At 60.1% G+C, this 14824-nt stretch carries 6 protein-coding genes; 4 read left to right on the top strand and 2 right to left on the bottom strand.

Going from position 1 to position 14824, the window contains the following annotated elements; translation table 11 throughout:
* Nucleotides 1-94 precede the first annotated feature (94 nt).
* Nucleotides 95-1012: an ABC transporter substrate-binding protein gene (locus ACJ8IL_RS00240; RefSeq protein WP_442516267.1), complete on the top strand. Its 918-nt coding sequence runs from the start codon at nucleotides 95-97 to the stop codon at nucleotides 1010-1012.
* 55 nt (nucleotides 1013-1067) lie between these two features.
* Here the strand turns inward: ACJ8IL_RS00240 and ACJ8IL_RS00235 are convergent, their stop codons facing one another.
* A complete protein-coding gene (locus tag ACJ8IL_RS00235; RefSeq protein ID WP_060433040.1) occupies nucleotides 1068-2846 on the bottom strand; it encodes a sigma-54-dependent Fis family transcriptional regulator in 1779 nt (592 codons plus the stop codon).
* A gap of 276 nt (nucleotides 2847-3122) precedes the next feature.
* Here ACJ8IL_RS00235 and exaC point away from each other — a divergent pair, with 276 nt between their 5' ends.
* Nucleotides 3123-4643: an acetaldehyde dehydrogenase ExaC gene (gene exaC / locus ACJ8IL_RS00230; protein WP_060447184.1), complete on the top strand. Its 1521-nt coding sequence runs from the start codon at nucleotides 3123-3125 to the stop codon at nucleotides 4641-4643.
* A gap of 52 nt (nucleotides 4644-4695) precedes the next feature.
* On the opposite strand, the gene adhP is transcribed toward exaC, so the two are convergent.
* Nucleotides 4696-5712, bottom strand: coding sequence for an alcohol dehydrogenase AdhP (adhP, locus tag ACJ8IL_RS00225; protein ID WP_004928541.1), 1017 nt, complete (start codon nucleotides 5710-5712; stop codon nucleotides 4696-4698).
* Nucleotides 5713-6268: 556 nt separating this feature from the next.
* Between adhP and ACJ8IL_RS00220 the strand changes: the two genes are divergently transcribed.
* Both ACJ8IL_RS00220 and ACJ8IL_RS00215 read left to right on the top strand, forming a co-directional pair.
* The gene (locus ACJ8IL_RS00220) at nucleotides 6269-6478 is read left to right on the top strand and encodes a hypothetical protein (RefSeq protein ID WP_049207659.1); all 210 of its coding nucleotides are present in this window, start codon (nucleotides 6269-6271) and stop codon (nucleotides 6476-6478) included.
* A 355-nt stretch (nucleotides 6479-6833) separates the two neighbouring features.
* Nucleotides 6834-14780, top strand: a complete 7947-nt coding sequence (locus ACJ8IL_RS00215) for an RHS repeat domain-containing protein (RefSeq protein ID WP_442516266.1) — start codon at nucleotides 6834-6836, stop codon at nucleotides 14778-14780.
* Nucleotides 14781-14824 lie beyond the last annotated feature (44 nt).

Raw genomic sequence — 14824 nt, 5'->3', positions numbered from 1 at the left:
TTGGTTAGTTGATTTTGTTCGTTCACAGATCTGCAGCCTTTAGAGATAGTGCAACGACCCTGTGACACCCATAATAATGAAGGTAATTAACATAATGATATATAGCAAAAAGATGATAGTGATTGCGGCGTTGCTGAGTTTTTCCGCCGCCGCCGCACCGGGCGTGGATCTCGTCGCTAACGAAACGCCGATCCACACGATGAAGAGCGCCGAAGCCGTGGCCAAAATCCCCGCCGGCTTCCGGTTCGTGGAACCCGGCACGCTGACGGTGGCCATTTCCCTGCTGGGCAGCGGCCCGCCGTTCGGCCTGTACGCCCGCGACAATAAAACGGTGATCGGCAGCGAGGCGGACATCGCGCGCCTGGTGGCCGACGGTTTGGGGTTGAAACTCAAACTGGTGCCCACGTCGTGGGAAGACTGGCCGCTGGGGGTGGCCTCCGGCAAATATGACGCCGCGGTTTACAACATCACCGTGACCAACGAACGCAAGACCAAATTCGATTTCGCCACCTATCGCCAGGATACGCTGGGCTTCTACGTCAAATCCGACAGCAAGATCACCCAGATCAACACCGCGCCGGATATCGCCGGTAAAAAGATCATCGTCGATTCCGGCACCAACCAGGAAGCGGTGCTGCTGGCCTGGGACAAGGAGAACCGCGCCAAGGGGCTGGCGCCGCTGCAGCCTGTGTACGTCACCGACAAGGCCGCCTCCACGCTGGCCATTCAGTCCGGCCGCGCCGACGCCACCTTCGGGCCCAACGTCTCCGGCGCTTACCAGGCGCGGCTGACCGGCAAAACCCGGCTGGTAGGCATCGTGCCCGGCGGTTGGCCGAAAACCGCCAACATCGCCGTCACGCTGAAGAAAGGCAACGGCCTGGTGGACGCGGTGCAGGCATCGCTCAACAGCGCCATCGCCAACGGCAGCTATCTGCAGGTGCTGGATCGCTGGGCGGAGAGCGACGAGAAGATTGCCCATTCGGAGATTAATCCGCCGGGACTGGGGGACTAGAGCATGAACCGGCCCCGCATCGAGGGGCCGGTTATTGATGAGCAATCATGACGTTTCATTCCGCCACCGCTTTCTGCCTCCCCAACTTGCGGTACAGCGTGCTGCGCGAAACGCCCAGCGCCTTCGCCGCCCGGCTGAGATTGCCGCCCGCCCTGTCGATCGCCGTCTGCAGATCCGCCTGGCCGGTATCGGCGTTCTCCTGACGCGGCGCCAGCACCGCGATGGACTGAGGCAGATCGTCCAGGGTGAGCACCGCATGATCGTCCGCCAATGCCAGCAGCACCTTGAGCGTACTCAACAGCTGCCGCACGTTGCCGGGCCATGGATAGCGCGCCAGCATCGCCAGCGCCTCCGGCAACAGGCGAATGTCGCGCCGCTCGCCGCCCAGCTCTCGCCACAACTGCAAAATGAAGGTCTCCAGCTGCGCCCGCTCTCTGAGCGGCGGGATGCACAGGCTGTATTCCTGTATGCGGTACAGCAAATCCTCACGAAACGCCCCCGCCTCTACCTGCCGATGCAGATCGTGGTGCGTGGCGCAGACCAGCGCGAAATCGACCGGATAAGCGCTGCGGCTACCGAGCGGCGTGACCGTTTTTTCCTGTAACACCCGCAGCAGGCGCGTTTGCAGGCCCGCCGGCATGTCGCCGATTTCATCGAGGAACAGCACGCCGCCGTCCGCCTCGCGGATCTTGCCGATATACCCTTTCGGGTTGGCGCCGGTAAACGCCCCCGGCGCATAGCCGAACAGTTCGGATTCGATCAGCGGCTCAGGCAGCGCCGCGCAGTTGATCGCCACGAAGTTGCCGTTGCGCCAGCGGCTCTGTTGAAACAAGCGTCGGCTGAAATGCTCTTTACCGCAGCCGGTTTCGCCGGTCACGCACAGCGAAAGGCCGGCGTTGAGAATGCGTAGCGCCTTCTGATGCTGTTCGTCATGCCTTTCCGCCGGCGGCGGAACCGAACGCAGGGCGCTAACGCGGCGCTGCGGCGCCTCGAGCAGCGAATAATAATGCCGTTGATTGCCGGCCAGCGTCTGGTGCGGTGCGCCGGAGGGCTGTCGCAGCAGGTCGGGAAACAGCTGGGCAAACTCAACCGAGCCTAATGCGGCCGGTGAAAGCCGGAACTCCAGCATCGCCAGCCGATTGGCGGCGACCAGCACTTCGTCGTGAAACACCAGCAGCAGCTCCTGCGCGCTGCCCAGGCTCCCGGCGTTGGCGTGCAGGCGCAGCGTCCAGTGACGGTCGGCGATCGCGCTTCTGACCCAGCGGTGTTCGATATGCCGCACCGCCTGCATGATCAGGCGCTGTGCATCACGGTACGGGCGCTGCGCGGGGGCGGAGAGATCCAGTATGCCGGCAATGCGGCCATCCGGCCGATAGATCGGTGCGGCAGTGCAGTTCAAACCGGCATTTTGGTTGAGGAAATGCTGGTCGCCGCGGACCTCGCAGAACGCGCCGAGTGCCAGCGCGGTGCCGATGGCATTGGTACCCCGATCCGCTTCGCCCCACTGGTTGCCCGGCGCCAGCGCAAAGCGCGACGCCTTGTGCAGAAAGTCGGTATTGCCGCGGGTTTCCAGCACCAGTCCGTCGGCGTCGGCGATCACCACGATGGCGGGCTGGCGCGTAATTTGCGCGCCCAGCTGCTCGATCAGCGGCTGTACCCGTTGCGGCACCCAGTCATTGCGGCTGCGTAGCTCTTCGAGTAATCCGGCTTTGATAAAAGGGATATGTTGATCGGCGCGCGTCAGGCCGTAGCCCCGGCTGCGCTGCCAGGATTCCGCCAGCGGGCGGGTCAACAAACTGGCGCCCTCGGTGGGCAAGCGGTCATCAGGCAACATGCGTTTCTCCCCCCGTTTACGAGTGTTGCAAATATGTATCACAGATGTGTATCAGGCGTTGCGACACGGAACACAAAAACCCATCGCCAGCGGCGGTACCGCATGATTCGTCACGTCATATCAACTTTTAACGCGTTAATAAATAAGATCTTTTAACGATCATCTTCGCCATTCATCAATCTGGCACGGGCCGTGCTTCTCCGTGCTGCGGCGACATGCCGCACTCACAGGCGCAGCCCAATAGCGCCGGTTATCATCTGCAGAGAGGTGCTTCACATGAAATATGTCCACCCCGGTTTGCCTGGCTCGCTGGTTTCGTTCCGCAAACGCTATGGCAACTACATTGGCGGTAAATTCGTCGAACCGGTATCCGGCAACTACTTCACCAACACCTCGCCGGTGACCGGCCAGCCGATCGCCGAATTCCCACGTTCCGACGCCAAAGACATCGAACTGGCGCTCGACGCGGCGCATGCGGCGGCGGACGCCTGGGGCAAAACCAGCGTGCAAGAACGCGCCAACGTGCTGCTGGCGATCGCCGATCGCATCGAGTCGCGGCTGGAGATGCTGGCGCTGACCGAAACCTGGGACAACGGCAAACCGATCCGCGAAACCCTGAATGCCGATTTGCCGCTGGCGGTCGACCATTTCCGCTACTTCGCCGGCTGCCTGCGCGCGCAGGAAGGCACTGCGGCGGAGATCGACCAAAATACCGTGGCCTACCATATCTATGAACCGCTGGGCGTAGTCGGTCAGATCATACCGTGGAACTTCCCGCTGCTGATGGCCGCCTGGAAACTGGCGCCGGCGCTGGCGGGCGGTAACTGCGTGGTGCTGAAACCGGCGGAACAGACGCCGCTCGGCATCAGCGTGCTGATGGAAGAGATCGGCGATCTGCTGCCGCCGGGGGTGCTCAACGTGGTGCAAGGCTTCGGCGCCGAGGCCGGCGAAGCGCTGGCGCGCAGCAAACGCATCGAAAAAATCGCCTTCACCGGCTCCACGCCGGTCGGCCGCCACATCCTCGCCTGTGCGGCGGAGAACATCATCCCCAGCACCGTCGAGTTGGGCGGCAAATCGCCGAACATTTATTTTGAAGACATCATGCAGGCGGAGCCGGAGTTTATCGACAAGGCGGTTGAGGGGCTGGTGCTGGGCTTCTTCAATCAGGGGGAGGTGTGCACCTGCCCTTCACGCGCGTTGATCCAGGAATCCATCTACCCGCAGTTTATGGAGAAAGTGCTGGCACGCATCGCCACCATCCGCCAGGGCGATCCCTTCGACACCGAGACCATGATCGGTGCCCAGGCGTCAAAACAGCAGTATGACAAGATCCTGTCGTACATCGACATCGCTAAAAACGAGGGAGGCAAAATCGTTGCGGGCGGCGAACCCGCTCAGCGCGGCGACGAAGTGCAAAACGGTTTCTACCTGCAGCCGACGCTGATTACCGGCAACAACAGTATGCGTTTCTTCCGCGAGGAAATCTTCGGGCCGGTGATTGGCGTCACCACCTTCAAGGATGAGGCCGAAGCTCTAGCGTTGGCCAACGACACCGAGTTCGGACTGGGCGCCGGGCTCTGGACCCGCGACATCAACCGCGCCTACCGCATGGGCCGCGCGATCAAGGCCGGGCGCGTGTGGACCAACTGCTACCACCTGTACCCGGCGCACGCCGCGTTCGGCGGCTACAAGAACTCCGGTATCGGGCGCGAAACCCACAAGGCGGCGCTGTCGCACTATCAACAGGTGAAAAACCTGCTGGTCAGCTACGACGCCAAACCGCTGGGCCTGTTCTAAACCGGGCATAACGACAAGAAGGCCACCCGCGGGTGGCCTTTTTTAGCGATGCTTATTTCGCCATGCCGAGATCGATCACCATGCGACCGCGAATGGTGCCCGCCTTCATCTCGTCGAAGATGGCGTTGATATCGCCCAATGGCCGTTTGGTCACTTTCGGCGTCACTTTGCCTTCGGCAGCGAACTGGAACGCCTCTTTCAGATCTTCGCGTGTGCCGACCAGCGACCCCACCACCTGAATGCCGTCCAGCACCAGGCGCGGAATGCTCAGATCCATGCTCTCCGGCGGCAGCCCCACGGCCACCACTTTACCGCCGGCGCGCACCGCATTGACCGCCGAGTTGAAGGCGGCTTTCGCCACCGCCGTCACCACCGCCGCGTGAGCGCCGCCGGTTTGCTGCTGAATGATCTCCTCCGCATTTTGCGTTTTGGAGTTGATGGTCAGATCGGCGCCAATCTGTTTGGCGAACTCCAACTGGCCGTCGTTGACGTCGATGGCAATCACTTTGGCGTTAAACACGTTTTTGGCGTACTGCAACGCCAGGTTGCCCAGCCCGCCCAGGCCATAGATGGCGATCCACTGCCCCGGCTTGATATCGGAAATTTTCACCGCCTTGTAGGTGGTGACCCCGGCGCAGGTGATACTGCTGGCGGCGAAAGAATCGAGCCCGTCCGGCACTTTCACCGCGTAGTCCGCCACCACGATGCACTCTTCCGCCATGCCGCCGTCAACGCTGTAGCCGGCATTTTTCACCGAGCGGCACAGGGTTTCGTTGCCGCTGACGCAATATTCGCAATGGCCGCAACCCTGGTAAAACCAGGCGACGCTAGCGCGGTCACCCACTTTTAACGAGGTAACGCCCTCACCGACGGCGGAGACCACGCCGATACCCTCATGTCCCAACGTAATGCCCGGCACCTCGCCGAAATCGCCGTTTTTCACGTGCAAGTCGGTGTGGCACACCCCGCAACACTCCATTTTTAACGCCGCCTCGCCGTGCTTCAGCGGGCGCAGCACTTTATCCTGAATGTCTACGGTATGGTTTTTCGTCACTACGGCAGCTTTCATGCTGTATTCCTCCAGCCGGATTATAAAAACGGTCTTGATCACGGTCGTTACTGTCACCCAGGGCGACAATTCACATTCTCTTTTTCCGCTAAACGGTTAGCTTTAAAATATAGCAGAGAAATTTTTTTTATTGAATTAATTGCACGGCATCGCAGAAGCATGAGTGCCATTCACTTAACACAATAAAAACAACGCTCTCTAATTAATGTAACATCACCTGTCACAGAAATACCCTTAGTTCAATAACGACTGAATAAGATTATAATTAACACGCTTAATATCATTGATAAAAAAGTTATTTTATTTATCATCATGATTTTGAAATGGTTTAATTTTATTTATACTTGCATTGACAGAATCAATTACCTCCCCTAGTTTTAACTATGCTGTTTATCTCTGATAAGACTTTTCTTCACCTTCTATTTTTCATCGCCGCTATTTTTAGCGGCGCTACCCACAGCTGTCTAAAAATTCGAGGTTATATATGTCGACGACACAATTTAAAGTTATTAGCGTCAGTTCCGGCTCCACTCAAAGTTTGGATTTTGGTTCACGGGTGATTAATGCTTCCGTCGCCGTTCAGGGGTTTAACGTTTCTTACGGCAACACCGACCACCACCTGAAAACAATCGACGTCTCCAGCGCGATCGCCGGCCTCAGCGGCAGCAGTGTCACGGTGTCCGCCACCTGCTTTATGGAGGACAAATCCAACAATAAAACCTCAGGTACGGTAAGAGTGCTGGTGATCGCCGAATGCGAATCCTGAGACGTTGAGCGGCCGCTGGCCCGCCGTTTGGGCGCAGAGGCGCATCGCCTGGCTTTCAATCGCCCCTGGCGATTGAAAGCCATTTTGTTTCCCTGCGCTTTATCGATGAGGGTATTTAAAAATGAGTGACAAAACCAACGGTCAGATCCCGCCAGTACGGCCAAGCCAATTCGAAAGCAATGAAAAAAACATATTCGAAGACAGCGTCAATCTGTTTCGCGGCGATGTGAATTTATCGCTTGATTTGGTTGCGTTAACCGGAAGGAATCAACTCGACGTCAAAGTCACTGCATTTTATGGCAGCAACATCAAAAATGAAATTTATCAATCAAATGTTAGCGCACCAACCGGAATTATGGGATTAGGCTGGCAATTGCCTTTCGAACGCATTGAAGCCGATCACCGGGATAATGCAACACCCGGTGACAACCTTTATCGAATTTATACCAACAACGCCTCATCAGAATTAATTCGCGCGCCCAACGATTGGCTGAGAGCGAAATTACCAATCGCCGCCACCACCGCGCTCAATAGCGGCAAAGTGGACACCGAAATCCAATCCGCTTTCATCGCCGCCGGCCTGCAGTTGGGTTGCCATGCTCAGGTCGTCACGCGGTTCGACGATCGACAATGGGAAATTATCGACCCAGTCTATCAGCGCACCTTCAACGTGCTGCGCCAGGACGCCGAACTCGCCGTCTTCTCCGGCGGTGAAGCGTTTGAGTGCTTCCACTATGATTTCAGCAAGGTCCTGTATTATCCGCAGTTCGAACGCTGGGAGCTGGTCAAGGACAACGGGGTCAGCTACTTCTACGGCGGCAACGCGCAGGATGATCAGAGCATTCAATGGAAAGTGCGCTGGGGCAACTGGTCGGGACAATCCGCTTTGACCCACTCGCCCCAGGGCGATGCCTTGCAGTCTCGCTTTGCGGCAATCTGGAATCTGGCGCAGGTGGAAAGCCTGTGGGGCGATCGGATCGCCTTCCATTACGAGGCCGTTGAACAGCCGGTTGGCGAACGAGGCTTAAGTTTTACCAAAGCCTGCTACCTGACGCGCATCACCGACATGTTCGATCGCACCGTCGATTTTGGCTATCAGGAGAAGCGGTACGACACGCAGTCGCCCGCAGGCCCACGGGAATACCTGTCTCCGCATTGGGATACCCCCTACAGCAAGGCCCCCGGCAACGCCGCTTCAGCCTATCAGGATCGCTACGAAACGCGCTATCTGGACAACATCGTCGTCAAAAACTCGCAGGGCACATTGCTCTATGCGGTGCAGCTGAGCTATGACACGCAGAGTAATTTCAGCGGTTACCCGCAAAGCGATCCGCTTTACGGTGATACCGTCAAACGCACGCTCACCGGCGTCCAGCGGCGCTATGCGGAAAATTGTGCGCTGCCGCAGATGCAGTTCAGCTACTGGCCGGCGGGTACGGTCAATGCCGGCGCGCTCAGTGGCGCCGTCACGCCGGACGGTGCGAAAATCGCCTACCGGTATAAGCAACAAACGCTGCCGCTGTGCGATCGCCAGCGGCAGATCGTCAGTCCCTGGCCGCGCAGCGCCAAACCGCGCGTATGGTTCGGCGGCGATTACGCGGTCTGCCTGTGGCTTAACGAGTCGAGCGACCAAATCCACGTCACATTTTACACCTGGCTTGGGCGCTGGCAATGCTGGGCTCCCGAGCAGCAAACGATCAAGGCCGCTTTCGACATCAACAGTGTCAACGTCGTCACTGCCGGTGATTTCGCCTGCCTGACCTATGCCACCCCGCAGAGCGGCAAATCCTATGCGCATGTCTATCACAAGGATAACCGCAAATGGGGCGAGTGGTTCGACAGCGCGCCAATCGCCGCCAACACCACCCAACTGCAGCTGGCCGCCGGCGACAACTTTTTTGTGGTCTGCGACAAGGATCAACGGACGCTGCTGCGCTACACCTGGGATAACTTCACCAAACGGTGGGCGATCGCCGATAGGTCTGGCGATCTCAACGCCACCGCCCGCCCCTACATCGCGGCGGCCAACGGCTATTACGCCGTCCTGGATTATGCCCCCCTCACCGGCGGCGAACACCGTAATCGGCTGGCGCTTTATTATCAGGATAGCCAAGAGCAATGGCGAAACGGCGCCTCACTCCCGCTGGTGTTCACCCTCGGCGGCGATGCGTCGGCCACCCGTTTCGGTTTTGCCGCCGGCGCCTCGTTTATCGCGCTGACCTACATCACGCAGGAGGTTTCGCTCAGCGTTGATTACACCGTCAAGGTCATCGGATGGGACGCGGCATTCGGCGCCATGACCAGCACTGACTTTCCCTGCCGCCTGCCGAAAAGCGCGCCGTCGCAAACCCTCACCATTCCGTTCCTGGCAAAATTCGTCAACAACGCCATGATTGCGTCCGGCCCCTATCTGCTGCGCTATAACGGCGCAGACTGGCTGCGTAACGACAGCCTGCTGTTACGCAGTACCTGCAGCGATCAGGACATCAACTGGTTCGCCTACGGCGCCGATTACGCAATCGCCGTCAGCAACCGCGAATTCGCGGCTCAGGCGCGCATGGTAGCCTACGATCCCAACCGACAAATCACCGCCTGGAACGATGCGGCGCGCGATCTCTATACCCGTGACGATCCGACTTCGGAAAGAAAAAGACACTACTTCCCGACGGCAGGCGCGGATATCGCCACCATGGGCAACCGCGTCTATCACCGCGGTTCCTGGTGTAATTGGTTGGACGCGGCAGCCGGATATGCCGAAGTGCCCTACGCGATAGACAGCACCACCATGATCAATCAGGGACCGCGCTTTATCTCTTATCTGAACCTGGACGGCACGGCAGCCAAAAACACCACCGTGAAAACCTTCCGCAATCAGGCCTTCGCCGGCGATGACACGCTCACGCAACGTTATTTCACGCAGATTGGCGTCTCCGGCATGGTCAAACCCAATATCAACGGCCAATATCCCGCCGGCCTGTCCGCGTTCGTTACCTATCTACCGCTGAACAAAGACTTCGATAATGCGGAAAGCCTGACGCTGAATCGCTACCTCGACAACACGCTGCAAGGCGCACTGGTGGATTACTGCGTCGACACGGTCAGCATCGATGACGGCTACGCCGTCAGCACCACCTGCTACGTGTTCGACATTGCGACAGCGACCTGCGACCCTACCGGCGCGGTCTTCAAGTACTACAAGAGTGCCAGCTATCCCGGCAGCGAGAGCATGTCCGCGCCGCGCTTCGGCTATCGCGAGAACTATTACTTCAATGGCCTGACGCGCCAGGATCCGCAGGTCGGCGAGCGAGTTCGCGCTGCAGATCAAGCGTCATCCGGGCTGTTGGACGGCCAATTGATCGAGCAAAAGGTGTTTGACGCCGACGGCAATCTGTTGGTTCACGAACAAAAAAACCTGATGGCCTTCACCTCCGTAGCGATCGACGGCGTCGAGCGACCGCTGTTCGGCGGTTATACGCGCTGCATCGCCGACAACAGCCTTAATGATGGCCTAGCGATACGTACCGATTATCGCTATGACTCACGCTTCGGCAAATTGATCCGCGAGCGCTTTGACAATGTGACCGCCACCGGAGAAACGCAGGGCGTTGCCAAACTCTACGGCTATGCGTTCGAAGCCTATCCCTGGTTCTTACTGAAAAATGCGATCGACGCGCCCTTCAGCCAATTCGACGCAGCGGGGAGCGCGGCGCTGGGAGAGGCGCTGCCAATCTACGCCGGCAGTCTGCAACGCTACGGCGCTCTGCAACGGCAACAGCCGCTTGCCGATGAAGCTGCGCCGACAGTGTGGGCCGCCACGCAAGCCTATGTGCTGCAAGCCGCGATTGGCGCCCAGCCCCCCAGCCCGCCGGCGCTGGCAAGCGATCCGGGTGACGCGTGGTTGCCGGTAGGCACAATACTGGCCAGAACATTCTATGGTGCGATCCTCTCCCAGAAAAACAGCGAAAGCCAGGTCGAAAGCACGCTGTGGGACAACAACCAGATCCTGCCGGTGGCGGCGTTCGTCAGCGGCGCGGCGGATGAGTGCGATTTCATCGGTTTCGAACCCTATCAACACAGCACCGATCCCTGGCGGCTCGACGGCGATACGGCGATCGTCGACGACGACGCCTATGTCGGCAGCCGCAGCCTCAAACTCGGCGTCGGTGCGACCCTGACCCGAACGGCGCCGCTGCGGCAAACGCAGCCGGTCGTTGTCTCCGCCTGGCTCAAAACCTCGCCCGGTTTCAACGCGGCGCCCGGTGCGGCAAACTTGATCAGCCGTAGTGGCAACGCCGCGCCGCACACCACGCCGATCGTCCCCACGGCAGAAGGCGCTTGGGTTTACTGGCAAAGCGTCATCCCCTATAGCGGCGATCCGGAGCGTCCGCTCGCGCTCGCCTTCGACAACCAAAAAACGGTCGGCTATGTGCTGTTCAACACCGTCAGCGTCACGCCGTTGGCCAGCAAGATGGAGGCCCGCTGCTACGATCCGCTGTATCTGGATGAGATCGCCGTTATGGGTAACAACGCCGATGTCCTGCGCTGCGGCTACGATCCGCTGCGGCAAAAGTTCGTTGAGACCGGGCCACAAGGCGAAAGCAAGAAAGGCGTGGTGAACTATGCGCCACGCAGTTGGCACGACACGCTGCCATTCAGCTACCCGCAGCACGATCCCGCCAGCAGCTGCGAAATTCTGGCCGCCGACGGCGGGCAATACGAAACCTTCACGCAGGGCGAACAAACCTGGACGCGCTGGCGGCGCGACGACGACAGCGCCTGGCGTCTCAGCCAGGGCCGGCTACTGCATTGCGGTACGACGCTCAACCGCCTGCGTTGGTTGGCCACCGCCGGCCGCTACGCGGTGGGCTTCACCCTTTCGTCGCCGGCGACGCAGAACCTCGCCTTCGGCCTGACGATCGGCGACAGTCTAAGCGCCCAGTGGGACGCCGTCGCGGGATGGCGGCTGACGCTGGCGGGCAACACCTACACCGACGACGCGACCAACGGCTGCCTGCCCACCTCGGTGCTGCTGGTGCCGGGCGACGATGCCATTCTGTTGTATGCCGACGGTCGTCAGGTCTTCGCCCTTCAGACCGATGCGAGGATCGACGGTGAATTCAGCCTGCAGGCACAGGGGGAAATCTATTTTGCCAATGCGGTTACCTTCCGCTCGCCACAGCTGGCCATCACGTATAAAAACGCCAACCGGCAGGAAACGCAGCATCAGGTGCTGAACGAAGGACGATGCCTGGTGCGTGAAACGCTGTACGACGCGCTGGGCAATACGGTTGCCGAAACCAAGATCGCCGCCTTTGAACGCACGTTGTTCGGCTACCGGGCGGCCTTTGTCCGCACACTGGACGCCGCAAACGGCGTGATGACCGGTGAAGTGAGTGATTATTACCCGCAGGACGAAGGTTACCCCTATAGCGGCACCCGTTATGAGGCTTCCTCGCTGAAACGCCCGGTGGCCAAAGGCATGCCAGGCAAAACCTTCGCCATTACCGGCGACAACCCGCATATTACACGATTCATTTACGCCGTCAGCGATCACACGCAGGTGGCAGGTATCGCCTGTCGCCCTGGAGAATTGCGGGTGAGCGCCCTGTACGATGCCGATGGCACCGGCGTGCTGTCACTCAACGATCGCCGTGGCCAGACGCTGAGCAAGCAGACCGAGGCCGGCGGCGTTGTTCGCGACGCTGTCCAACAGATCTTCGACGCGGCGGGCAATATCGTGCAGGTTCGCCACCCGTCGTCTTCCCCGGCGGATGACGCCTTCATCAGCCACAATCGCTACAACTTCCTGTGTCAGCTCGCTGCACGCGTCACGCCGGATGCCGGAGAAACGACGTATATCTACGATCCTGCCGGACGTCTGCGTTTCAGCTCAACGCCGCTGAGCCGCGCGAAAGACCGCGTGTTGTATAAAAAATATGACGTTCTGGGGCGCCTGAGCGAGGATGGCGAAGTGGCGCAAGCCTGGGGTGACGGTTCGGCGCTGCAGGCGATCGCCGATAACGATCCGCACTACCCGCACCATGATGACTGGCAAACGCAAAACGTCTATGACGGCGAAGGCGACGAGCCGACTCTGCGCGGCCGCCTGTGGAAAATGTACCGTCGCGCCGCTGACGGACTCTGCGTCGAAAACTGCTATGGCTACGATACGGGAGGCAATGCGACCCTGTCGCAACTGCGTCTGCCGGACGCTGGCGATTACATCACGGGCTATGCCTACGACAACCTCGGCAACGTCATCCGCATCGATTATCCCGCCGGCGCGCCGCTCGCCAGCGTGGCCTATCGCTATAACGACATGGGACAAACCGCCGCCATCGGCACGCCGGACGATCCGGAGAAGTTCGTTCGCTACCGTTACCATGCCGACGGCAGCCTGGCTGAAGAGCAGTTGAATTCACAGGGGGGGCGGGCGCTGCGACGCACCATGAGTTATAACTCTCCCGGCTGGTTGAATGAAATCAACAACCACTATGCCGACGGCGCACCGCTGTTGAAACATCGCTTCAGCTACACCGACGGCGGCTACGAGGGCGCCGGTTACTTCAACGGCAATATCGCCGGCGTAGTGCACGACAATGCGGTCAGGCCCGAAAACAGCTTCGCTTATCGCTATCGCTACGATCCGCGCGGCCAATTGACGGTCGCCGAGCACAGCGTCAATTCCGCCTACAGCCTCGGCGTCGGCGCGCCGCTGACCTTCGACGCCGGCGGCAACATCCTCCGGCTGCAACAGGGAGACACCCTCTTCAGCTACGAGTATCAGCCGAACAGCGGCAAAGTCGCCGCCGTGCTCGCCAATGACGCGGTCGCGCAGCGTTACGAGTATGACGTCGTCGGTAACGTCACGCTCTCCGCCAGTCGCGGTATTCAGCGTATCGATTACAACCCACTGAATAATCTTCCGTTAACGATCGCACTGGATGACGGCCGCCAGCTTGCGCTGTGCTACAACGGCATCAATCAGCGGGTGCAAAAGCGGTTCGCCGACGGCAGCAAACTCGCTTACGTACACGGCCTGAGCGACGCGCCGCTGATGGAGTTCGGCGCTCGTACGACGCAATATCTCTATGGCGTCGGCGGATTGCTGCTGCTCATCGACGGTGGTGAGGCCCAGTACGTGCTGAAGGATCAGCAAGGTTCGATCCGTGCCGTAGTGGCGGAAAACGGTCAGGTCAACGCATTGCTCGACTACATGCCCTTCGGCCAATCGTTGCCGACTGGCGTCGGCACGTCCTCGTTACTGCGCTATCGCTACACCGGCCAGGAGTTGGACGAAGATTTGGGACTCTATAACTATCGGGCGCGCTTCTACGATCCGCAATTGGGGCGCTTTTACTCCTGCGATCCTAGATTCCAGTATGGCGGCCCTTACGTCTACTGCGGCAACAACCCGGTTAATCAGACCGACCCTTCCGGTGAGATCGCCCCAATCATTATCATCTTGCTGATCGGGGCCGCCGTCGGCGCCGTGCTGGGCGGCGGGGTCGCCCTGTACAGCGGCTATCAGTCCGGATTGCGCGGCGGCGCGCTAGCCGGTTATGTATTCGCCGGCGCAGGGATAGGAGCCCTCGCCGGGGCTCTGTCCGCCGCCGGCGGAGTCGGCGCCTTTGCCGCAGGGTCGGCAGCGGCGGCGGCAGCTTCCACCACCGCCGGCGGCATTGCGGCGGGCCTGGCGGCCGGCGCAGGGGTCGGAGCCACCGTAGGCGCGGCAGTAGGTGCGGCGCAGGGAGTGAGCCAATTCTTCATCAACGACGCCTTTGGCGTCGCCAACAGCGGCAGTTGGCAACAGTCGCTGCTGAAAGGCGCCGTTACCGGTGCCGTCGGCGGCGCGATCAGTGGCGGCGCCGCAGGGGTTGGCGGTGCGGCCGCCTTCCAGCAGGCTGCGCGTTTCGCCGAGCTGACCGGCGGCAACGGCTGGGCCTTCAGCCCGACCTCGCTCACCCAGGTCAGCAACGCCTACAACGCTTTCGGTAGCCTGGGCATCGTGCCGTTGCCAGCCTTCGTCAGCCGCATCCCCAACTACAACCTGCCACTGGTCGGGGGAATGCAAAGTTTCGTCCTGGGGAAATTCAGCCTGCCAACTTTCAGCAGTCTCGGCGGTGCGGTGGCCAAGCAGGCCGTCTCGCCGCTGCTGCCGAGCGGCGGTGGCACGGCGACAGGAACCCCGCCGACGGCCTTCTATGGACAACAGGCCTACAGCCCGGCGATGACCGGCAGCATCGGGCTGCAAACGGCGCTGGTATTGGATCCCGCCGGCTGGAGCAACGGCAAAGCATAACCCACGCAGGGTGCGGGACTGCGCGTCCCGTCCCTGCGTCTTGA

This window comes from Serratia sp. CY47444 (assembly GCF_052168635.1).
GTDB classification, from domain to species: Bacteria; Pseudomonadota; Gammaproteobacteria; order Enterobacterales; family Enterobacteriaceae; genus Serratia; species Serratia bockelmannii.
This window is presented reverse-complemented; position numbering and strand designations above follow the sequence as displayed.

What these genes read in the sequence shown, in the direction of transcription:
- ACJ8IL_RS00240 (WP_442516267.1), top strand. Translation starts at nt 95, where the DNA reads ATGATATATAGCAAAAAGATGATAGTGATTGCGGCGTTGCTGAGTTTT.
- ACJ8IL_RS00235 (WP_060433040.1), bottom strand. Translation starts at nt 2,846, where the DNA reads ATGTTGCCTGATGACCGCTTGCCCACCGAGGGCGCCAGTTTGTTGACC.
- exaC (WP_060447184.1), top strand. Translation starts at nt 3,123, where the DNA reads ATGAAATATGTCCACCCCGGTTTGCCTGGCTCGCTGGTTTCGTTCCGC.
- adhP (WP_004928541.1), bottom strand. Translation starts at nt 5,712, where the DNA reads ATGAAAGCTGCCGTAGTGACGAAAAACCATACCGTAGACATTCAGGAT.
- ACJ8IL_RS00215 (WP_442516266.1), top strand. Translation starts at nt 6,834, where the DNA reads ATGGGATTAGGCTGGCAATTGCCTTTCGAACGCATTGAAGCCGATCAC.